Source organism: Pseudovibrio sp. SCP20 (assembly GCF_057774105.1).
Map to the genome: position 1 here is coordinate 690,612 of NZ_JBYMDH010000002.1, position 19,841 is coordinate 710,452.

Annotated in this window: 26 protein-coding genes; 14 read left to right on the forward strand and 12 right to left on the reverse strand. The window is 53.3% G+C overall.

Annotated elements, in window-relative coordinates:
• Nucleotides 1-155: 155 nt before the first annotated feature.
• Complete coding sequence (locus AC3CB2_RS11625; RefSeq protein WP_352932089.1) at nucleotides 156-974, forward strand: carbohydrate ABC transporter permease; 819 nt, start codon at nucleotides 156-158, stop codon at nucleotides 972-974.
• Nucleotides 975-1,077: 103 nt separating this feature from the next.
• The gene (locus AC3CB2_RS11630) at nucleotides 1,078-1,485 is read left to right on the forward strand and encodes a hypothetical protein (RefSeq protein WP_008550468.1); all 408 of its coding nucleotides are present in this window, start codon (nucleotides 1,078-1,080) and stop codon (nucleotides 1,483-1,485) included.
• Between the two features lie 58 nt (nucleotides 1,486-1,543).
• On the opposite strand, the gene AC3CB2_RS11635 is transcribed toward AC3CB2_RS11630, so the two are convergent.
• From AC3CB2_RS11635 to AC3CB2_RS11650, 4 genes are all read right to left on the reverse strand, one after another.
• Nucleotides 1,544-1,909, reverse strand: coding sequence for a YybH family protein (locus AC3CB2_RS11635; RefSeq protein ID WP_008550341.1), 366 nt, complete (start codon nucleotides 1,907-1,909; stop codon nucleotides 1,544-1,546).
• Between the two features lie 363 nt (nucleotides 1,910-2,272).
• Nucleotides 2,273-3,589, reverse strand: coding sequence for an ammonium transporter (locus AC3CB2_RS11640; RefSeq protein ID WP_352932086.1), 1,317 nt, complete (start codon nucleotides 3,587-3,589; stop codon nucleotides 2,273-2,275).
• Nucleotides 3,590-3,611: 22 nt separating this feature from the next.
• Complete coding sequence (locus tag AC3CB2_RS11645; protein WP_014283168.1) at nucleotides 3,612-3,950, reverse strand: P-II family nitrogen regulator; 339 nt, start codon at nucleotides 3,948-3,950, stop codon at nucleotides 3,612-3,614.
• A 364-nt stretch (nucleotides 3,951-4,314) separates the two neighbouring features.
• Nucleotides 4,315-4,887: a DUF924 family protein gene (locus AC3CB2_RS11650; RefSeq protein WP_352932084.1), complete on the reverse strand. Its 573-nt coding sequence runs from the start codon at nucleotides 4,885-4,887 to the stop codon at nucleotides 4,315-4,317.
• A 94-nt stretch (nucleotides 4,888-4,981) separates the two neighbouring features.
• On the opposite strand from AC3CB2_RS11650, the gene AC3CB2_RS11655 reads away from it, so the two are divergent.
• Nucleotides 4,982-5,206, forward strand: coding sequence for a sulfurtransferase TusA family protein (locus tag AC3CB2_RS11655; RefSeq protein ID WP_014283166.1), 225 nt, complete (start codon nucleotides 4,982-4,984; stop codon nucleotides 5,204-5,206).
• 21 nt (nucleotides 5,207-5,227) lie between these two features.
• Here AC3CB2_RS11655 and AC3CB2_RS11660 read toward each other — a convergent pair whose 3' ends face one another.
• On the reverse strand, nucleotides 5,228-5,521 hold the full coding sequence (locus tag AC3CB2_RS11660) for a 4a-hydroxytetrahydrobiopterin dehydratase (RefSeq protein ID WP_014283165.1): 294 nt from the start codon (nucleotides 5,519-5,521) through the stop codon (nucleotides 5,228-5,230).
• 155 nt (nucleotides 5,522-5,676) lie between these two features.
• Between AC3CB2_RS11660 and AC3CB2_RS11665 the strand changes: the two genes are divergently transcribed.
• A complete protein-coding gene (locus AC3CB2_RS11665) occupies nucleotides 5,677-6,162 on the forward strand; it encodes a low molecular weight protein-tyrosine-phosphatase (protein ID WP_352932081.1) in 486 nt (161 codons plus the stop codon).
• Between the two features lie 66 nt (nucleotides 6,163-6,228).
• Here the strand turns inward: AC3CB2_RS11665 and AC3CB2_RS11670 are convergent, their stop codons facing one another.
• The gene (locus tag AC3CB2_RS11670; protein WP_352932079.1) at nucleotides 6,229-7,068 is read right to left on the reverse strand and encodes a phosphatase PAP2 family protein; all 840 of its coding nucleotides are present in this window, start codon (nucleotides 7,066-7,068) and stop codon (nucleotides 6,229-6,231) included.
• A gap of 211 nt (nucleotides 7,069-7,279) precedes the next feature.
• Between AC3CB2_RS11670 and AC3CB2_RS11675 the strand changes: the two genes are divergently transcribed.
• On the forward strand, nucleotides 7,280-7,882 hold the full coding sequence (locus AC3CB2_RS11675) for a 2-hydroxychromene-2-carboxylate isomerase (RefSeq protein ID WP_014283162.1): 603 nt from the start codon (nucleotides 7,280-7,282) through the stop codon (nucleotides 7,880-7,882).
• On the opposite strand, the gene AC3CB2_RS11680 is transcribed toward AC3CB2_RS11675, so the two are convergent.
• Nucleotides 7,879-9,006: a hybrid sensor histidine kinase/response regulator gene (locus AC3CB2_RS11680; protein ID WP_352932076.1), complete on the reverse strand. Its 1,128-nt coding sequence runs from the start codon at nucleotides 9,004-9,006 to the stop codon at nucleotides 7,879-7,881. The genes AC3CB2_RS11675 and AC3CB2_RS11680 overlap by 4 nt on opposite strands.
• Nucleotides 9,007-9,171: 165 nt before the next feature.
• Between AC3CB2_RS11680 and AC3CB2_RS11685 the strand changes: the two genes are divergently transcribed.
• Both AC3CB2_RS11685 and AC3CB2_RS11690 read left to right on the forward strand, forming a co-directional pair.
• Nucleotides 9,172-10,134, forward strand: a complete 963-nt coding sequence (locus tag AC3CB2_RS11685; RefSeq protein ID WP_352932074.1) for an AEC family transporter — start codon at nucleotides 9,172-9,174, stop codon at nucleotides 10,132-10,134.
• 30 nt (nucleotides 10,135-10,164) lie between these two features.
• Complete coding sequence (locus tag AC3CB2_RS11690) at nucleotides 10,165-11,127, forward strand: AEC family transporter (protein ID WP_352932072.1); 963 nt, start codon at nucleotides 10,165-10,167, stop codon at nucleotides 11,125-11,127.
• 2 nt (nucleotides 11,128-11,129) lie between these two features.
• On the opposite strand, the gene gluQRS is transcribed toward AC3CB2_RS11690, so the two are convergent.
• Complete coding sequence (gluQRS, locus tag AC3CB2_RS11695; protein WP_352932070.1) at nucleotides 11,130-11,987, reverse strand: tRNA glutamyl-Q(34) synthetase GluQRS; 858 nt, start codon at nucleotides 11,985-11,987, stop codon at nucleotides 11,130-11,132.
• Between the two features lie 71 nt (nucleotides 11,988-12,058).
• On the opposite strand from gluQRS, the gene AC3CB2_RS11700 reads away from it, so the two are divergent.
• From AC3CB2_RS11700 to AC3CB2_RS11710, 3 genes are read left to right on the forward strand one after another with little or no spacing between them, the layout of a single operon-like run.
• Entirely contained in the window at nucleotides 12,059-12,700 is a 642-nt protein-coding gene (locus AC3CB2_RS11700; protein ID WP_352932068.1) for a DNA-3-methyladenine glycosylase family protein, read from the forward strand.
• 10 nt (nucleotides 12,701-12,710) lie between these two features.
• Complete coding sequence (locus tag AC3CB2_RS11705) at nucleotides 12,711-13,382, forward strand: alpha/beta hydrolase (protein ID WP_352932066.1); 672 nt, start codon at nucleotides 12,711-12,713, stop codon at nucleotides 13,380-13,382.
• Nucleotides 13,383-13,409: 27 nt separating this feature from the next.
• Nucleotides 13,410-13,883, forward strand: a complete 474-nt coding sequence (locus tag AC3CB2_RS11710) for a YbaK/EbsC family protein (RefSeq protein ID WP_054784857.1) — start codon at nucleotides 13,410-13,412, stop codon at nucleotides 13,881-13,883.
• Between the two features lie 4 nt (nucleotides 13,884-13,887).
• On the opposite strand, the gene AC3CB2_RS11715 is transcribed toward AC3CB2_RS11710, so the two are convergent.
• Nucleotides 13,888-14,100: a hypothetical protein gene (locus tag AC3CB2_RS11715; RefSeq protein WP_008550503.1), complete on the reverse strand. Its 213-nt coding sequence runs from the start codon at nucleotides 14,098-14,100 to the stop codon at nucleotides 13,888-13,890.
• Between the two features lie 159 nt (nucleotides 14,101-14,259).
• Between AC3CB2_RS11715 and AC3CB2_RS11720 the strand changes: the two genes are divergently transcribed.
• Nucleotides 14,260-14,811: a cysteine hydrolase family protein gene (locus AC3CB2_RS11720; RefSeq protein WP_352932063.1), complete on the forward strand. Its 552-nt coding sequence runs from the start codon at nucleotides 14,260-14,262 to the stop codon at nucleotides 14,809-14,811.
• On the opposite strand, the gene AC3CB2_RS11725 is transcribed toward AC3CB2_RS11720, so the two are convergent.
• Nucleotides 14,808-15,713, reverse strand: coding sequence for a polyprenyl synthetase family protein (locus AC3CB2_RS11725; RefSeq protein WP_008550402.1), 906 nt, complete (start codon nucleotides 15,711-15,713; stop codon nucleotides 14,808-14,810). The two genes, AC3CB2_RS11720 and AC3CB2_RS11725, sit on opposite strands and share 4 nt — an antisense overlap.
• Before the next feature lie 298 nt (nucleotides 15,714-16,011).
• On the opposite strand from AC3CB2_RS11725, the gene AC3CB2_RS11730 reads away from it, so the two are divergent.
• The 3 genes from AC3CB2_RS11730 to AC3CB2_RS11740 all read left to right on the forward strand — a co-directional run bounded on the left by AC3CB2_RS11730 (nucleotide 16,012) and on the right by AC3CB2_RS11740 (nucleotide 18,235).
• Nucleotides 16,012-17,253 carry a class I SAM-dependent methyltransferase gene (locus AC3CB2_RS11730; RefSeq protein ID WP_352932061.1) on the forward strand — a complete coding sequence of 414 codons (1,242 nt, stop codon included), beginning with the start codon at nucleotides 16,012-16,014 and terminating at the stop codon, nucleotides 17,251-17,253.
• Between the two features lie 127 nt (nucleotides 17,254-17,380).
• Entirely contained in the window at nucleotides 17,381-17,743 is a 363-nt protein-coding gene (locus tag AC3CB2_RS11735) for an NINE protein (RefSeq protein ID WP_208989958.1), read from the forward strand.
• A gap of 132 nt (nucleotides 17,744-17,875) precedes the next feature.
• A complete protein-coding gene (locus tag AC3CB2_RS11740) occupies nucleotides 17,876-18,235 on the forward strand; it encodes a TM2 domain-containing protein (RefSeq protein WP_352932059.1) in 360 nt (119 codons plus the stop codon).
• Nucleotides 18,236-18,374: 139 nt separating this feature from the next.
• Here AC3CB2_RS11740 and ahpD read toward each other — a convergent pair whose 3' ends face one another.
• The gene (gene ahpD / locus AC3CB2_RS11745) at nucleotides 18,375-18,917 is read right to left on the reverse strand and encodes an alkylhydroperoxidase, AhpD family (protein WP_014283149.1); all 543 of its coding nucleotides are present in this window, start codon (nucleotides 18,915-18,917) and stop codon (nucleotides 18,375-18,377) included.
• 170 nt (nucleotides 18,918-19,087) lie between these two features.
• Nucleotides 19,088-19,639: a peroxiredoxin gene (locus AC3CB2_RS11750; RefSeq protein ID WP_014283148.1), complete on the reverse strand. Its 552-nt coding sequence runs from the start codon at nucleotides 19,637-19,639 to the stop codon at nucleotides 19,088-19,090.
• Nucleotides 19,640-19,841: the final 202 nt, after the last annotated feature.

Sequence of the window (19,841 nt, forward strand, 5' to 3'; positions counted from 1 at the left end):
ATGGGGATTGGGTCTGATGGCGTCTGCCATTTCTCAGAGATGATCTCCCAGTGCAGTTTGCCTGTTTTCAGGGCCACACAGGCTGCCTTTCGTTTGGTTGCGTGATCCTTCGCTTTTGCTGTGGTTCGGGGCTGCGCTGTGTTTCAGAGATATTTATGCCCCGCTCTCATTACCTCGATCATCTTATCCTGCTTATCGGTGTGTTCGTTATTGTCGGGCCGGTGCTGATCATTGCATTTTCCTCGACACACTCTGGCGCAACACTTGGACAGGATGGACTGCAGTTCCTTCCGGGTCCGTATGGCGTTGAGGTTTACAGTAAGGCTTTGTTCGAGGGGCGTGGGTTTTCTAGGGGAGTGACGGGCCTGACTATGGCGCTGAACTCTCTGTATCTGGCGGTTGGGTTTGCGTTGGCTAAGGTGGGGATCTCGCTGCTTGCGGCCTATGCGCTGGTGTATTTCCGCGTTCGTTTCGGCACGTTCTTCTTCTGGGTGATCCTGTGTAGCTTGCTGCTACCGCTGGAATCCCGGTTTCTGCCAACTTATGCGGTGACCAGTCAGCTGGGGCTGGTGAACTCCTATCCGGGTTTGATGCTGCCCTTGCTTGCATCTGCGGTTGGAACGTTCTTCTTCCGCCAGTTTTTCCTGAGTGTGCCGACAGAGCTTTCTGAAGCTGCGCGGATTGATGGGGCAGGGCCGATCAAGTTTCTGAAGGACATTCTGGTTCCTGCTTCTGCGCCCATGATTGCAGCGCTCGGCCTGCTGATGTTTGTGCAAGGTTGGAACCAGTATCTGTGGCCGGTGATGGTTTCCAGCGAAGAGACCAGAATGACACTGGTGCAGGGGCTGAGCCTGATTGGTCGCACAAGCCCGCAAGGGTTGGCGCTGGCCGTGCTTGCCATGTTGCCACCGATCCTGCTGGTAGTCTTCTGCCAGAAAGCCTTTGTGAAAGGGCTGACGGACGGACGTCAGTAGGCTCTCAGAAGCCTCAAAGAAACCACAATGCCTGTCTTCTTTGAAACAGCGCCTCTTTGTAGGGCTGATATCCATGTGAGGATTACAGAGGTCTGCTTGCTTAATGGCAGATACGTTCATGGAAGAAGGGTTTGGTATGATGTTGCGTGGTTTGAAGGCGCTTGCTGTTGTTGCTTCACTTGGCTTTGCTGGACTGGCGGCTCCAAATGCAGCTTATGCATGGGGTGAGCTGAGCTGCTCAGAGCTGAATGCGACCATTATCGACATCGACGATATCTCTGATGAAGTTTTCTTTGAGGGCGGCGTTCGGGCTGGTTCCAACGTTGATGGTGCTCTTGGTCATCTGATCGATGTGGGACGCTTGCTTGCTGAGCTGGAGGATGATGGCAAGTTAGATCGTGCCGTGGATCGTCTGGAAGATGCCTGGATTGATGAGGACTGGAACGGGTACTCGTTCGCTCTGGATGATATCGCCGATCGCCTCGACTATTTTTACGACCGCGACTGTTAAGCGATATCCTGATGAAGTCCGGCCTCGTGCCGGGCTTTTTGTTTGTGGTGTCGGAGCCTCAGGAGGCTGCGCTGAAATAGTCTTCTCTCAGAAGGGCAGTGCCGTCAGGCTGCAAGACCCAGAGTTCCTTGGAGATGTTGCCGTGGGCTTTGTTCATCTTCCAATCGGAAGAGAGGATTGCCGAGCTTTCGCCTGAAGCAACGATTTTGGGGTTGAGGTATTCGACCTCTGAGAAACCTTCCCGAATGAGCATTTGCCAGAACTCGAGAATCTCGGCTCGGCCATGGTAGGTGCCAAAGGGTTTGGCCTCCATAACAGCGTTGGCTTCGTAGCAGTTTGCGCAGCCTTGAGCATCACCCGCATTGAACGCGTTTTGCCACTGTTGACTGGCTTCTTTCACTGCTGCTTCCAATTCACTGTTCATCGTCGGACTCCAAAGCTCGGGCGTTTGCGCCTCTTTGTTTGGACGTAGGATGAAGAGCGAATCTTGATTAGAAATGGACGTATAGGGCATTCCTGAAAGTACCACCTATGAAAGGTGAAGTCCGTCTTTCAAATGTGGTAGGCGGATTTGAACCGACTAGTAAGCTGGGGTATCAACTTTCCTAAGCTTTTGGGTTGCTTTGATTTTGTAGTGTTTAGCGTTTGAGCACAGAGCTATCTGTTGAAGGAAAATGGTAGGCTGTCAATTGCGCTTAAAGAAAAAGCCCGGCGGTGGTTGCCGGGCTTTGTGATTTCATCTTTCAGTTTTGGGAGGGGGATTTGATCCTCCCAGATTTGCCAAGGTTCAGAGGCGCTGAGAGCCGGTGCCGAACTCAGGATAGGCTTCTACGCCGATCTCTGCTTTGTCGAGGCCCATGGCTTCGTCTTCCTCGGTCACGCGCAGGCCAACTAGCATCTGGATTGCGTACCAGACAATGGTGGAGGCAACGAAGGTGAAGATGCCGATGGCTGCTACACCGATGAACTGGGTGACGTAAGATGCGTCTGAGTTGGACAGTGGCACGATCAGCGTTCCCCAGATGCCGGAAAGCAGGTGAACCGGGATTGCGCCAACCACGTCATCGATCTTCAGCTTGTCGAGCATTGGCACTGCGAAGACAACAATGGCACCCCCAGCACCACCGATGAGAACGGACTGGAGCACGCTTGGCGCCAATGGTTCTGCGGTGATGGAAACGAGGCCAGCCAGTGCGCCGTTGAGAGCCATGGTGACGTCGACCTTCTTATAGAGAGCCTGTGTTAGAGCGATTGTTACGACCACGCCGCCTGCAGCTGCCATGTTGGTGTTGGCGAAAATGCGGGAGATGTCTGTGACGTCGCCAATGGTGCCCATTGCCAGCTGAGACGCGCCGTTGAAGCCGAACCAGCCGAGCCACAGGATGAAGGTGCCAAGTGTTGCCAGCGGCATGGAAGAGCCTGGCATTACGAAGACCTGACCGTTTTTACCGTACTTGCCTTGGCGTGCACCCAGGATGATTGCACCGGACAGGGCAGCCCAGCCACCAACGGAGTGGACGAGGGTGGAGCCAGCAAAGTCAGCAAAGCCCATTTCGGAGAGCCAGCCAGCACCCCACTGCCAAGAGCCGGTGATTGGGTAGAGCACGCCGGTGAGGACGACAACGAAGATCAGGAAGGCCCAAAGCTTGATGCGCTCTGCCATGGTGCCGGAGACGATGGAGGCTGTGGTTGCGCAGAAGACCATCTGGAAGAACCAGTCGGAGGCCGTTGAATAGCCTGTATCCAGAGCGTCACCGCCTACAGGGTCAAAAGAGTATGGGCCGACAGACCCCATGAAGCCACCGTCGACGCCGGTGTACATGAGGTTGTAGCCGGTGATCCAGAACATCAGGCCAGCGATGGAGTACAGTGCGATGTTTTTGAGGCACTGCATGGAGACGTTTTTGGTGCGGACGAGGCCTGCTTCAAGCATGGCGAAGCCAGCTGCCATCCACATCACCAGAAAGCCGCCAATCAGGAAGAGCAGAGTGTTGAAGATATAAGCGGTGTCGACAGCGAGAGCGTATTTTTCTTCTGCCATAACTGGGCTGGCGGAGAGTGCCAGCAGCGAACCTGCGGCAACAAGGGTGGAGGCGCGTTTCATATTCTCTATCCCCTTCACTTGATTATATTGCTTCTGCGTCTGCTTCGCCGGTGCGAATGCGGACGACTTGATCAATGGAGTAGACGAAGATTTTGCCGTCACCGATTTGGCCGGTCTGAGCTGCGTTTCCGATGGCTTCGACCACTTTGTCTGCCATGTCGGATGCGACTGCGACTTCGACCTTTAGTTTTGGGAGGAAGGTGACGGCGTATTCTGTGCCGCGGTAGATTTCTGTGTGGCCCTTTTGGCGGCCATAGCCTTTGACTTCGGTGACTGTGAGCCCCTGAATGCCCAGAGTGGTGAGTGCGTCGCGCACCTCATCCAGTTTAAAGGGCTTGATGATTGCCATAACGATTTTCATGTCAGATTCCCGTTCCCCTCTTGCATGGAGTGTGCCGCAAAGAGTTCTGGAGACCTCTTTGGGACCGGGAAAATGCCAGTTATCTGGTCTTTCTCAGTATGCCCGGCCGGCACGCTTGCCCTTTCTCTTTCAAAGAGCGTGCCAGTTTTGGAAAATATCGATTTTTACGTAGATTCTGGGAGTGAGAGGCGTTGGAATAAACTTGAAAATTCAGAGGCTTGATTGAAATTAAATTTTCTTGATGAAGGGTGGATCGGGTGGACATGCGCAGAAAGTGGCTGTCACTAAAATAGGCAGAGCCATAAATTGACTCTGCCTATTTTGTAGTCATTGAAAATGTGTGTCTAATTTTTAATCGGGTCGTTTATGCCCTGAACCCACCCGATGCCAGGAACTCAACTTCTTCCGGTGTTGAGGTACGGCCAAGCACTTCGTTGCGGTGTGGGAAGCGGCCAAAGCGACGGATGACGTCCATATGGATCAGTGCGTAATGATAGGTGTCCTGATCACCCAGACCGCGGAACAGATCCACGCTCAGATCCTGCATGTCCATTTCTTCTGAATGCTCGAAAGGCAAGAAGAAGAACATGCGATAGCCCATTGGGAAGGCGGTATGGAAGTTCTTGTTGAGGGACTCCAGAGCAACTTTGACGGCCTTCGGATCAGAGGCGAATGCTTTAGGTGAGCCACGATAGATGTTGCGGGGGAACTGGTCGAGCAGCAAAAGGAGAGCCAGCGTGCCGTGTGGGGTTTGGGTCCAGTCGTCGTAATCTTCGCGATTGGCAGCCTCTACGTCGGCTTCAAACTTCTCGCGGATTTCTTTGTCGAACGCTTCGCCGCCGTTGAACCATTTGGGGCCACCTGCAGTCCACCAGAAATCCAGAATTTCGAGCGCTTTACTGGTCTCTGATTTTCCGTCGAGTTCCATTAGTGCCATGCTCCACTCCCCAATATTTGCTTTACTGTTGCGCAAAGTTCCGTTAGCCCAGCAACAAACACAGTGGCACATTCAAGTACCTGGTGGAACATTGGTGGACGATTCAAACATTCTGGACCTGAGAGGTCTTAACTGCCCATTGCCGGTGATGAAGACGCGCAAGCACCTTAAGCGGATGGCGAAGGGGGATCAGCTTGTGGTGAAAGCCACGGATCCAATGTCTGCAATCGATATTCCACATATGTGCCAGGAAGACGGCCATGTGTTGATTGAGAGTAAGATGGTAGGTGACGTGCGTCAGTTCAAGATTGAATGCTGATTGCGCTTTACTCTTGCGGGGCTAAGCCTCGAACAGCTTGTCCAGTTTGCGGGCGAGCTTGAAATCCAATTCCGTGAGCCCACCTGCATCATGGGTGGTAAGTAACACTTCCACTTTGTTGTAGGTGTTCGTCCATGTAGGGTGATGGTTCAGCTTTTCTGCCAGAATTGCAGCGCTGGACATGAAGCCAAATGCGCGCGCAAAGGACCGGAAGGTGAAGGTGCGCTCAATGGAGTTGCCATCTTCGGACAAGGTCCAATGCGGTAATTCTGCAAGGGCGAATTCTTTTGCGGTAGAGGACAGCAGCTCGGGCACAAGACCACCTTTGGTTTTGTTGCAAGGGGTGTCTCAGATTTAGTAGGTTTTTCTGACTCGCAAAATCCATGGATATTTGGGTAGACCCGCGCGAAATTCTGGAGCAAAGATTTCGACTGGGATAAATATCCAGGCAGTCAGATTTGGAGGGAGCAGTGGTCTTGTTGCAGCGTCGTGTACTGTTTGTGTGTCTTGGCAATATTTGTCGAAGCCCGTTGGCAGAGGGCGTTTTCCGTCATCATGTGAAGCAGGCTGGGTTGGAAGAGCAGATCTATGTGGATTCTGCTGGAACCGCGAGTTGGCACACTGGCAAGAAGCCGGATATCCGCAGCATCCAGACAGCGCAAAAGCATGGTGTTGATATTTCCAGTCAGGAAGCACGCCAGCTTGAAGATGAGGACTTTGAGAAGTTCCACTACATCATCGCGATGGATGCCAGCAACCTCTCTAACATTCAGGCCAAAGCGCCTTATCTGCACACAGCGAATATTCGCTTGCTGTTGCAGGATGAGCAGAAGGATGTGCCGGATCCATATTACGGCGCGAATGAAGGGTTTGATGAGGTGTATGATCTGGTGCGGGACGGCACCTACAATCTGCTTCAGGAAATCCGTGAGGAGATGGATCCGACAGAGATCTAGGCTTCTCTTCAGGTCATATAGAAAAGCTCCGCAGGCGGTTGCGGAGCTTTTTTCGTTTTGGAATACTTATTTGAACTTGCGGAAGAAGCTCTTTGTGCCGCGTGCGCACCAGCAAGCTGCACTGCCGATTTTAGTGCGCAGCCAGTTGCCACCGTTGGTGAACGAGGTTTCCAGATTATTCGGCTGAGCCCAGTTTGGGGTGCGCTGATAGAGGTAGTGATAGACACCAATGATCACGAGCATGGTGATGCCCCAGGAGAGCAGGGTGTCTGAGAAATAATGTCCGCCAAAGGCCACGCGGTTGGCTGAGAGAACGAAGACCAATGCGCCGATGGCTGTTGCCAGCGGAATGCGCCAGGCTTTTGGGGCGATGAAGACCAGCGTGAACAACCAGATAGAAGCTGAAGCCTCACCCGATACAAAAGAGCAGTTACTATCACAGTGGTTAGTTGGCTGCCATACGCCGATGAACGGTAGGTCTCCGCCAAAAATGTCGGTTTGCCGTGGGCGTGGGCGGCCCCACAGGTTCTTGAAGAACGCGTTGACGACAAGGCCTGGGCCGAGGATGAGCGTGGATACCACGAAAATTGGATGGCGCAGATCCGTCAGGGCTTTGATTTTTGGGATTGCCAGCTTGATCAGCATTACCAGCAGGGACAAGCCTGCGACCCACTGAAAGAGATAGACGCCGAAGTAGCGCACGCTGCGCCAGAACGGGTCTTTAGAGACTGGGAAACTGCCTTCGCCGTTGTAGAAGAAGTTGGATGCCCAGACATCCAGTCCCGGGAATATCAGAAATATCGCGGAGACGATAAGAATGTAGGTCAGGACTGCTGTGAAAGGTCGTTCACTGCAGAAGTTGATGGTCTTCTTAAAGAATGAAGTCTTTGGGCCGTCTTGTACCACGGGAATTCCTGAGTTCTCTCTTGTGAGTTACAAGGCGGTATACTTGTTTTTGAGCGTTGCGCCAATGTGCTGCCTTGAAATTCCATTGGTGCTCAGCAAGATTACGTCTCGCATCGCCAAACTCCCATATAGGGGCCTGCGAGATAATTACAAATTGCATCCATTGCCATAGGCTGCGGCTTAACGGTCTGTTGGATCAGAAAGAGAAAGAATGCCTCGGCTCGCGTTTTATTATGAATTTGCCAGCCCATACTCCTACCTGACTGCAGCGCGTATTGAGCAGCTTGCGAAGGACAGGGGGATTGAGGTGGATTGGCGCCCGATTTTGCTGGGCCCGATCTTCCGCAGACAGGGGTTTGAGAGCTCTCCCTTTGTCGCGAACCAGAAGAAAGGCGCTTACATGTGGCGGGATGTAGCGCGCATTGCTGCCAATCTGGGATTGCCCTGGAAGAAGCCGCGTATCTTTCCGCAGCATAGCTTGCTGGCCTCACGCATCGCATTTGCCGGTCGTAAGGAGCCTTGGATCGGGGCGTTTACCCGGGCGGTGTTCCATATGGCTTTTGCGCTGGATGAAGACATCTCCAAACCGGAGCTGATGATTGCGTTGCTGCGAGAGCTGGATCTGGATGCGGATAAGATTATGCGGCAGGCGGAAACCACGGAAGTGAAGATCGGCTTGCGGGCTGCGGTTGCCGAAGCTGAGGCTCTTGGCGTGTTTGGGGCGCCGAGCATGATCACTGAGAAGGGTGAGCTTTACTGGGGCAATGATCGGCTTGATGAAGCGCTGGATGCGTCTTTCGTGCGGATCGGCTAACCGTTGCTATGAAGCGTGCTTTCCAGCAAGCTGTAGAGTGCTGACGGGTTTATGGGTTTTTCCAGAATTTGCGTGAAACCTTGCTGGAAAAGCGCTGGACGGTCTTCTGGGGCAATGCTGGCGGTGATTGCGAAGCAGGCTTTTGCTCTGGTGTAACCGTTTGTTTGCATCTGAGTGAGGGTTTCGGCGCCGTTCATTTCTGGCATGTTCAGATCGAGAAAGATGAGATCTGACGGTGTTTCTTCCTGCATCTTCAGCGCTTGTTTGCCGCTGTCAGCAGTGCGCACCATCAGGCCGAATGAAGAGAAGATGGCTGCCAGCAGTTCCCGGTTCGGCTCATTGTCATCCACGACCAGCACAGACCCGGATAGCGCTGAGCGGGTGATGTTCTGCGAGGCAGGGGCCTGCTGCCTGTTCTTTTCAACTTCCTGAATAGGCAAGATGAGTTCGAAGCTGGCTTCATGTTCGGAGTTTGTAATGAGCCGCAGGTCGCCACCATTCTCGCAGGCCAGATGCCGTGCGCTCCAGAGGCCGAGGCCATGACCGTCGGACTTCCGTTTCGGTGTGGGAGCTGCATCCAGATGAGAGGCTTGTTCAGAAGAAAGACCCGGGCCAGCGTCTTTGAGCGTGACGACGATGTTGGGTTCGTGGTTTGAGAACTTGATGTGAGTGCTGAGAGTGATGGTGCCGGTGTTGCTGTAAAGGATGGCGTTATCAACCAGCACTGCCAAAATGCGTTGCAGCTCATCTGAGTGCGTTTGATAGGCCGACATGGCATCACGAGACCAGCGATGGGTGAGCGTGTGGCCTGAGCTTTCTGCCTGCGGTGAGAACAGATCCACGATGTAGGTGAGCTGTTCCAGAAGTGGTTTGGCTTCCGGCTCTATTGGATGCGTACCTGTTTGGTGTGTCTCTGGTTCCGTGTGCGTTTGCAGGATGATGCCTGTCAGCTCTTCCAGTGAGCCAATGGCTTTCTGCAAGGTGTTGAGGTGATGGTGCTGCTGATCGCTGAGCGGCTCCTGAGCAATCAGGTCAGAAGCCGTTTTCATGGCGGACAGTGGTGTTTTCAGGTCGTGCACCAGTCTCGCAATATCCTGCTTTGGGGCCGGTTTGGGCGCAGGCATGAGATAACTCCTTGATCAATCCTCGAAGAAGAGCCTAAAACACTGACGGTAAAAGTTCGCCCAGTTCTGGCAAGGATCCACCGAGATTTTGTTGTTTGATGCCTGCAAGCCTTTCTGCTTGCGCTCTGGGATAGTGCTGTAAGGTGGAAAGAGAGCGGACACGGAATGCTGTTTAGTACGCTGCAAGTGGTGTTTCCCATTTTTGCGACAGTGGGTGTGGGTTATGGCTTTGGCTATATCGGTCTGCTGAGCAAGCAGGTTGGTGATAACCTGAGCACCTTCTGCATTACCGTGCTCATTCCGGTTCTGATCTTCCGCACCCTTGCAACAGCTGATCTTGCCGGGTTGAGCCCTTGGGCGCTGTGGGGCACCTATTACACCGCGCTTACAACCAGTGCTGTGCTGGGTGGCTACATGGTGCGCAAGGTATTTAAGCGAGAGGCCAGAGCTGCCTGTATTGGTGGGTTCTCCGCAGCATTTTCCAATATGTCTCTGGTTGGCATTCCGGTGATTACCTCTGCTTTTGGGCAGGAGGCACTGGTTCCGATTTCCCTGATCATCTCAATCCACGCACCGTCTGTAACTCTGGTGTTTGTGCTGGTTATGGAACGCGCCGTGGTGGTGGATGGCTATCAGGAGGCGCGGCCTTTCAAAGATGTGATGCACTCGCTGTTCAACACGTTGATCAAGAGCCCTCTGGTGATTGCTATTCTGCTGGGTGTTGGCTGGAATTTTTCAGGCTATGATCTGCCCGTATTGTTGGATGGTGTGTTGCATCCGCTTGCAAAAGCAGCGAGCCCGGTTGCGTTGTTTTCGGTTGGTATGACGCTGCTGAACTACGGGGTGCGTGGGAACATTGCTATTGGCAGTGTGTTGAGTGTTTTGAAGATTGTGCTGATGCCAGCAATGGTCTTCGTTCTGGGGGCTTATGTGTTTCCGCTTTCACCGCTTTGGGTGGCTGTGGCGACCTTGGCGGCGGCGTGCCCGACCGGTGTTGTGGCGTATCTTTATGCCAGCCAGTTTGGAACCGGACATGCGATGAGTGCGAACTCCATCAGCCTGACGACCATTTTCTCAATAATCACAATGAGCTTCTGGCTTTGGATCTTAAACTTTCTGGGCTACTAAGAGGTGCTTGCCACCTCTTTCGAGTTTCCCATGATTGTTCAGGTCTTCTTTGTCGTCTTTCCGATCTTTGCCCTTGTTGGCATTGGCTATGTTGTTGCCAGTGTTGGGTATCTGGACCGTGGTCTGGGCGATATTCTCAGCAAGTTCTGTGTGAATCTGCTGATCCCGATCCTGTTATTCCGTAGTCTTGGCTCTGCAAACCTCAATGGCATCTCTCCATGGGGGTATTGGGCCACTTACTACGGTTCCATGATCGTGGTTGCTTTTCTGGGAGGTCTGCTTGTTCGTGTCGGGTTTGGGCGTGAGGCACGGGCTGCGGTGATTGCCGGGCTGACAGCATCGTTCTCCAACACCGTGCTTGTTGGCATTCCCTTGATCGATGCGGTTTATGGGTCTGAAGGCACTTTGTTGATTTCGCTACTCATCGTATTCCATGCTCCGCTGACGGCTTTGACCTCTTCCATTTTGATGGAACGTGCCGTGGTGATTGATGGACACAAAGCGCCGCGCTCCAAGCAGGAGCTATTGATTGCTGTCGGCAAGGGACTGCTGGCGAACCCGATCCTTTATGGCGTTGTGGGTGGGTTGCTTTGGAATGTGTCGGGTATGGACATACCAAAGCTAGCAGATGATGTTTTGGCCCCATTGGCGAAAGCGGCCTCACCGGTTGCTCTGGTTGCTGTGGGGATGAGCATGGTGAACTATGGTATTCGCGGTAATCTGGCGATTGGTGGTGTTCTGGCGATTATCAAATCGATCCTAATGCCGTTTGTGGTGTTTGTTGTTGCCGCTCATGTGATTGGGTTGCCGTCCGTCTGGGTGGGCGTTGCTACGCTGATCGCAGCGTGCCCGACAGGCGTGTTTTCCTTTATCATGGCCAACCAGTTCGGCACCGGCCACGCCATGTCCACCAACGGTATCGCCATCACCACCGCAATCTCCGTTTTCACAGTCAGCTTCTGGCTCTGGTTCATTCAGGTGCAGGGGTATTGAGCTTAAAGCCTCAATCTCTCTCTGATCTGTGCTGGTGTGGTGCCGCTGGCTCTTTGTTCGCGGAGGGAGGTGTCTTTGGCGGATTTGGCGAGTTTGCGGCCTGTTTCGTCGAGGATGAGGTCGTGGTGCTCGTAGTGAGGCTCTGGCAGGTCCAGCAGGGTTTGCAGCAGGCGGTGGACGCTGGTGGCGTGGTAGAGGTCTTTGCCGCGCAGAACATGAGTGATGCCTTGCAGAGCATCGTCCACTACCACTGACAGGTGATAGCTGGTTGGCGTGTCTTTACGGGCCAGCACCACATCGCCCCAAGCTGCTGGGTCTGTCTGAATTGCTCCGTGATGTGCCTCATTCCAGGTGAGAGATGCGCCTGCCAGCCCTATGGCTTTGGCCATGTTGAGGCGCAGGGCATAGGGGGCGTCTGAGTTTTGGAGGGTTTCCTGCTCTTGTTCGGAGAGAACACTGTTGTCTCCGGGATAAAGCGGGGCACCGTCTGGATCTCTTGGCCATAGGGTGCCTGAAGCGTCTTTTCCTGCAACGAAGCGTTTGATCTGGGCGCGGGTGAGGTAGGCCTTGTAAACGAGGCCCATGCTTTCAAGTTTTTCCAGCGCTTTGGCGTACTCGCCGAAGTGCTCTGATTGCTTGCGGATTGGTGTTTCCCAACTCAAGCCAAGCCATCTCAGGTCTTCCAGCATATCTTCCTGCAGCTGTGGTGTGCAGCGGACAGTGTCGATATCCTCGATGCGGAGCAGGAACCTTCCACCGTTTTGCTTTGCAGCTTCATCATTGAGGATGGCCGAATAAGCGTGGCCGAGATGGAGGTGGCCGTTGGGGGAAGGAGCAAAGCGATAGACAGGCAAGTTCATTTGCGAAATGGTTCTACTTGGAATATGGAAAGCCTGTTTTAGAGCATCTTTGCCGACTTGAGGAGGGGGCGTTGAAACCCATAGATACGCTTGAGGATATTGAGCGGGAGTTGGCGTCCCTTATGCAGCTGGACGAGCGGTTGGTTCGCGTGGTGGATGTTGCGGGAGACGTGCCTCTGCGACGCCGCTCAGCGGACTTTTCGGGGCTTTGCAATATTGTTGTGGCGCAGCTGCTTTCTGTCGCCGCTGCCGCCAGCATCTGGGCTCGGCTGGAAGCGCTGGTAGTGCCGTTTGAGCCGGACGTGCTGCTTTCCAAGAGTGATGAAGAGCTGTTGGGTGTTGGCCTCTCCAATGCCAAGTTGCGCACTCTGAAGGCGATAGCTGAAGAGCTGAAGGCTGGACTGTGCCTGAGTGCAGCGGTGGACTGGCCGGGTGAGGTGGCGCACAAGCGACTTTGTGAGATCAAGGGCATTGGGCCGTGGTCTGCCGATATCTTCCTGCTGTTTTGCGCTGGGCATCCGGATGTGTTTCCGGTTGGAGATGTGGCGTTGCAAGCCGCTGTGCAGCATGCGTTTGATCTGGACGAGCGCCCCAAAGGAAAGGTGCTTGCCGAAATTGCCGAGGCGTGGTCTCCTCACCGTGGGACAGCAGCGCGATTGTTCTGGTCCTACTACCGTGTGATGAAAGAAGGGCGCGAGACCCTGCCGGTTTAAGGAGATTCCTATGCCTCATAATCTTGAGTGCATTCGTCTGGAGCCTAGCCATGCGCCGGTTCGTAAGCTGGTGGTGTTGCTGCACGGCTATGGTGGGGATGCTGGTGATATGGAGCCGACGGCGCAGGTGTTGCGTGATGCTCTACCGGAAACCGCCGTGGTGTGCCTGAATGGCCCGGAACCTTGCGCGCATTGGGTGGAAGGGCGGCAATGGTTTGCTGCTTCTGAGTTTGATGCACGGGAAGTCTGGATTGGAGTGCAGGCTGCTGCGCCATTGATCAACCGGGTGCTGGATGCTGAGTTGGAGCATTATGGCTTGCTGGAGCGGGATATGGTTCTGGGTGGTTTCTCTCAAGGGGCTATGGTCGCGCTGCATGTTGGGCCACGTCGGTTTTCTGAGGCGGCTGGATTGCTGAGCTTTTCGGGCGTTCTGGGTGGACCGGCGCATCTGGTGGAGCAGATGGTGGTTCGGCCTTCGGTGATGCTGCTGCATGGCAGTGAGGATGATGTGGTGCCTGCGGCTTATTTGGGAGCTGCGGAGGATGCTTTGGCTCATGCCGGGTTTGACGTGGAAGCGCATGAGCTGGCTGGGCTGGATCATTCCATCAATGGTGAGGCGCAAGCGTTGGCGCTGAAGTTTCTGAAAGAGCGGTTTGGAATCTCGGCGCAGTCGATTATCTAAAAGAACAGATGCCAGAGGAGGGGTGTGATGTTGCAAAGTAAGCGAGCGAAGCAGTTTCAGAGTTTTCTGGATGAACGTGGTCTTGGCCTGAAGGTGGTTGAGCTGCCGGACTCCTCCCGTTCTGCCGCGGAAGCGGCGCAGGCGCTGGGCTGTGCGCAGGAGCAGATTGTCAAATCGCTGGTGTTCCAGAAGCTTGATAGTGAAGAAGCTATTCTGGTGCTGGCAAGCGGGACCAACCGCGTGAATGAAGAGGCTATCTCAGCACTTGTTGGTGGGCCTATCGGTCGACCTGATGCGAAGTTTGTCCGGAACGTTACCGGGTTCTCCATCGGCGGTATTCCTCCGCTGGGCCATAAGCAGCAGCTGACGGTGTATGTAGATGAGGATCTGCTGGGCTTTGACGAAGTATGGGCAGCCGCAGGCACGCCGAATGCTGTGTTCATGATGCCCGGAAATCTGCCAGACATTGTGGGAGAGCATCAGGTTATCTGCGTGAAGTAGCTGGCTACATTCGGTCTTCGATCGGCCAATGAGTGTAAGCGAGGATCCAGAGGAAGATCAGGTTGACTAGAGGAACGAAGGCCAGAATGGTCCAGATCCTTGAAAAGCCGAGCCGGTTCAGGATCCTTGCCAGTGGAACGGCGACAACGAGTATCCAGACAATCATAATGACGACCTGCCAGAGGGCAAAGCCTTCCATCATCATTTCATGATCCATAAAGTGACCTCCTGTCCGTCTGCTTCGGTATTGACTATCCGTTTGATGGTCACAAAGGTCAAAGAAAATACTTATTGATTACAAATGCTTATGATTAATTCATGGGCATTTTTTAGGGGAAGTGGGAGAGGTTTTCTCTCCTTGCAGAATGAGGAAACGATGAGCACTGCGCTGATTATTATCGATGTTCAAAAACTGCTGTTTGATGTGGAACCTCAGCCGTTTGAACGGACTGAGACGATCACGCGCATCAACAACCTAAGTGCGAAAGCGCGTAAAGCAGGTGTTCCGGTCATCGTTGTTCAGCATGAGCGAGAGAACCATCCGCTGGCTTATGGTGCTGAAGGATGGGAACTACCGGACGATCTGGTGGTGGCGGAGAGTGATCTGAAGGTGCGCAAGACCGCGCCGGATTCCTTTTACAAAACCAACCTGAAAGACTTGCTGGATGAGCGCGGCATTACTGATCTGACGATCTGCGGGTTTGCTTCAGAGTTCTGCGTGGATACTACGTTCCGCCGTGCAGCGTCACTCGGCTATAATCTGCGGCTGGTGAATGATGCGCACACCACGCATGACAAAGACCATGCCACTGGCAAGCAGACCAGAGAGCATCACAACAACACGCTGATCTACCTTGGTGGGTATGAGGGCAGCATTGCGGTTCTGCCGGAAGCTGAAGTTGAGTTTGCGCAGGCTGAGACTGCTTAACTCTCACGATCTGCGATGTAGCGGGCCAGCGTCTTCAAGGTGTTGGCCTTTGCACCGTATGGTGCCAGCAGTTCATCTGCCTCGCTGATCAGGCGTGATAGCTCCTGACGGGTGTGGCTTTCGCCAAGCAGGCTGACGAGGGTTGCCTTGCCAGCCTCTGCATCTTTACCCGTTGCTTTGCCAACCACTTCCGCATCGCCAGTCAGGTCTAGCAGGTCGTCTGCCAGCTGGAAGGCCAGACCAATGATTTCACCAAAGCGGGTGAGGCGGGCGATGTCATCATCAGAGGCATTTGCCAGAATTGCGCCAGCGCGGCAGGCATAGCGGATGAGAGCACCGGTTTTCATGGCCTGAAGCTGGCGGATCTCTGCTTCGGTTCTGTCGCGATGTTCTGAGGCGAGGTCAAGCATCTGACCGCCTGCCATGCCGCCAATGCCAGAGGCGCGCGCCAGTTCTTGAGAGAGGCGTAGGCGGATTGCTGCGTCTGGATGGACCTGCTCATCTGCGATGAAATCAAATGCGATGGTAAGCAAGGCGTCGCCTGCAAGGATTGCAGTGGCTTCATCGAACGCTTTGTGCGTTGTTGGGCGGCCACGGCGCAGATCATCATCATCCATTGCTGGCAGATCATCATGGGCGAGGGAGTAACAGTGAATGCATTCCAACGCAGAGGCTGCAACCAGCGTGCCTTCGTCCTCATGACCAAACAGGCGGGCTGCTTCGACCATCAGAACCGGGCGCAGGCGCTTGCCACCGGACAAGGCTGCATAGTTCATCGCTTCCAGAAGACGTTCGGGGCGGGCTACTTCCTGAGGAAGGACTTTCTCTCCCAGAAGAGAGGTGAGCTTTTCTTCAAGAGACTGAGCGGTTTCGGTGATGACCGATTTCAAAGCAACAGACACAGAACCCCATCCTAAACGAGCAATAAAGTACAGCAGAATTGAAAGCGCTTACCAAAGCGGCAGATATTAGTTTGTTCGTTTGTCCTGAAAACTGCCAAAGGTCAAGCAAAATGGCGTGTTTACGTAAGGGCTCTGCAGTTTTTCATCCTTTGAATATTGGGGTGAGATTTCCTGCGGAGTTGCTTTGTGACGGTTTTTTTCATTAGGTTAAATCGAAAGTTACCTAAGGTCATATAATAAGAGCCTCGCAACAAGGCGCCCTAATAAGTCAGCTATAAGAGATGATAGGGGAATAGAAATGCGTGCACTTTCGAAGATTTTGTCGAATTTTGTCCAGAAAGGACAACTTGTAATTTTTGATGCCAAAGACCGAAAATACGTTTTTGGTGATGAAGATAGCGGTCCCTCCGCCGCTCTGCGTTTTCACAGTAAGAAGCTTCCCTATACGCTTCTGATTGATCCCGAACTGAAAGCCGCCGAAGCTTATATGGATGGCTTGATCACCATGGAACCGGGGTTCACTCTGAATGATCTGGTTGCCGTGTTCATGGCGAACGACGGTCTGCTTACGGAACATCCGCTCCAGCGTATTCTCACTTTTATGAAGGACGGTCATACACGGCGACGTCTTGGCCTGAACCTGAAAAAGAACAAAGCTCAGGTGCGCCATCACTATGATCTTTCGACCGACCTCTATCGTCTTTTCCTTGATGACGGGCTCAATTATAGCTGTGCTTATTACCGGACGCCGGAAGATACGCTTGAGGAAGCTCAACAGGCCAAGCTGGATCATATTGTTGCCAAGCTGGATCTGAAGCCGGGCATGACTGTGCTGGAAATCGGCGGCGGCTGGGGCTCTCTGGCCATTCGCATGGCGCAAGCTGGCGCGCAGGTGACATCTCTTAATGTTTCTACCGAGCAGATCAAGATTGCTGAAGAACGGGTGAAAGCTGCAGGCCTTGAAGGCAAGGTCGAGTTTGTCTGTCTGGATTACAACGAGTTTGAGGGCGAGTTTGACCGCGTTGTTTCCGTTGGCATGATGGAGCATGTGGGCCACGGCAATCTGGGTGCCTACTTCACAAAGGTCAGAGATTGTCTGAAGCAGGATGGCTATGCGGTCATCCACTCGATTGGTCGCAGTGGGCCTCCGGGTGTGACGGGTCCATTCCTGACCAAGTACATCTTCCCCGGCGGGTATTGTCCTGCACTTTCCGAAACATTTGCAGATATTGAGAAAACGGGCCTTTGGGTTTGTGACAACGAGATCCTGCGGCTGCATTACTATTACACGCTGCGGGACTGGCGCCTGAACTTCGAGCGCAATCGCGACAAGATCAAAGAGCTGTACGACGAGCGCTTCTGCAAAATGTGGGAGTTCTATCTGTCTGGCTGTGAAATGAACTTCCTGCATGGCCGGTTGATGGTGTTCCAGCTCATCCTCTCCAAGGAGCGGGATGCTGTGCCGATCATTCGTGACTTTATTGGAGACAATGAGCAGGCGATGATCTCTCATAGGGATGATCGTAGAAAATCTGCTTAAGCTGCGATGCTTTCAAGAGGTGGCCCCGGAAGAAGTTCCGGGGTTTCTTGGGTTGGATCATTGCTCCTGCTGAAATCATTGGCTACTTTCCGCATGTTTCAAATGCATGGGTGAAAGCAGGTCGTTGGTGTTTGATGATATTCCATTGCCTTCGCAAAGGCGGCGAGAAGGCATTTTCAACTTTTCCGAACCGGGTAAATCCACGGCCTACGCCATTCTGTTTGCGCTTTTGCTCGGGCAGTTTGCAGCGCATCGGTTTTACCTGCGCAAGCTGGGCAGTGCTATTGTCATCAACTGCCTGAACATCACGGCTGTTTTGATCCTCATTCCGCTTCTGCTGGGGCTGGAGGGGCGTGATCTGATTACAAGCCTCACCACTGGAGAATGGATCGGCTTCGGCGTTGCCATTGGGATGGCGATGATCGCGAACATATGGGTGTTCGTGGATCTGATTGTGCTGATCGTGCTGCTGGTGCGGGAGAGCTTTTAGGCTCGTAGTACTTGATGCTTTTGCTTGGGTAGAAATTTCAGCTGGTAGATTGGTGCCCTGAATATCGAGTGATGTGTTGATCGATAAGGCGTGCCAGCCTTTGGGTGTGACTGAAGCACAGCTGAGGTGGTCATGAGCGATCGAAGCGCAATCTCGCCTGCCAACAGAGGCTTTTTCTATCTCAAGAACCCGCATAAATCTGCGGGTATGACAGTATTCCTCTCCCTTTTTCTGGGTGGCTTCGGGCTGCATCGGTTTTATCTGGGCAAACCGCTCAGCGGTGCCGTGATGCTCATTCTCTCTTTGATCACGCTTGCCTTGATTGCCACTGGCCTCAACCAGCTCGAAGCACTGGAGCCAAACGGGATGCTGGCGGTTGTCAGCGGGGCTCTGGGGTTTGGGATGATTGTATCCGCCTGGGCGTTGGTTGATTTACTAATCATTCTGGTGGGCGTGTTCAGCGCACCGGTCCAGCACGACGAGGTTCGCTAGGGTTTAGGCAAAGAAAAAGCCGAAGCTGGGGGCTTCGGCTGAGCTCTTAGAGCGAGTTTAGTACCGCCCGTCATTCGGGGCACGAACAATCCTGGGAGGGGATCAGACCGGGCGACACGCTTAGGAGAGGCGCTTGTGATTATTCAGCTGCTTCCAATTCCAGTTCTGATGCTTCAAGGGCGACTGCAGCAGATTGGATGATTGATGCGAAACGAACAGCTGTTTGAACCATCTCGGCAGTTACTCCGGCTTTGCGCAGGATAGCTTCGTGGCTATCGATGCACATGCCACAGCCGTTGATGGCGGAAACAGCAAGCGACCACAATTCAAAATCAACTTTGTCTACGCCAGGCTTTCCAATCACGTTCATGCGCAGTTTGGCAGGCATTGTGCCGTACTGATCATTCGAGGAGAGGTGTACGAAGCGGTAGTAGACGTTGTTCATGCTCATGATTGATACAGCAGCTTTGGCAGCGCTCATCGCTTCTGGGGACAGGTGCGGAGCAGCTTCTGCGATCAGGGCCTTCTTTACGTCGTTGTTGCGGGTGGCGATGGCGCAAGCAACGATCAGGCCGTACTTCTGTTGAGCAGTCAGAGATTCATCAGTTGCCATAGAACCAAGATTCAAACGTACGTCTTTAGCGAAGTCGCCAAGGCGGGATTTCAAGGTATCGATGGACATGATGCTTCTCCTAATGATTTTGGCAATGGGCCACGTGCAAAGTGATGTTTTGACTTATTTGGCGCGTATTCTTTTCCGAAGTCTGTTTTTATGTTTTTCGGGAATACGTTAGAGAAGCCGGAGCCTGCGATTTTTCGCTTTATATGCTCCGGCTTCTGATCCTTCCGGACTTAAGCTGCGATTACGTCGCCACCTACTTCACGGTTACAAGGGCAGAGTTCGTCGGTCTGCAGAGCGTCGAGAACACGCAGGGTGTCTTTTGGGTTACGGCCAACGTTCAGGTTGGTTGCGTAAACGTGCTGGATGGTGTTCTCGTTGTCGACGATGAAGGTGTAGCGGTAAGCAACGCCTTCTGGAGCGCGAACGCCGAGGCCATCGATCAGGGAACCGTTGGTGTCAGCAAATGCCCAGATTGGCAGCTTGTCGAGATCTGGGTGATCACGGCGCCATGCCAGCTTACAGAATTCGTTGTCGGAGGAACCGCCGAGAACAACTGCGTCACGGTCTTCGAACTCACCAGCGAGGCGAGCGAATTCAGCGATTTCAGTTGGGCAAACGAAAGTGAAGTCTTTTGGGTAGAAGAAGATTACTTTCCACTTACCTTCGAAGCTCTTTTCAGTGATTGCTTCAAATGCGCTTTCGCCGTTTTCTTCGTGGTTGTTGAAACCAGGCTTAACGCCAACTACTTCAAATTCTGGAAGCTTTTCGCCGATACCGAGCATGGTACTCTCCTAAATATGGAATGACGCCAGAGCGCGTCGATTAGTGATTCTCATGAAGACCTAGAAAAACACGTCTTCGTTGGGGTCTTTATGCAACTCTTGATTTGATCGGTCAAAACGATAATAACGAAGAAGTCGATCGATTTTTTCGATGAGCGTGCTAAGTTCTATCGGGATTGGCCGAATTCCGCCAAAACTTAGA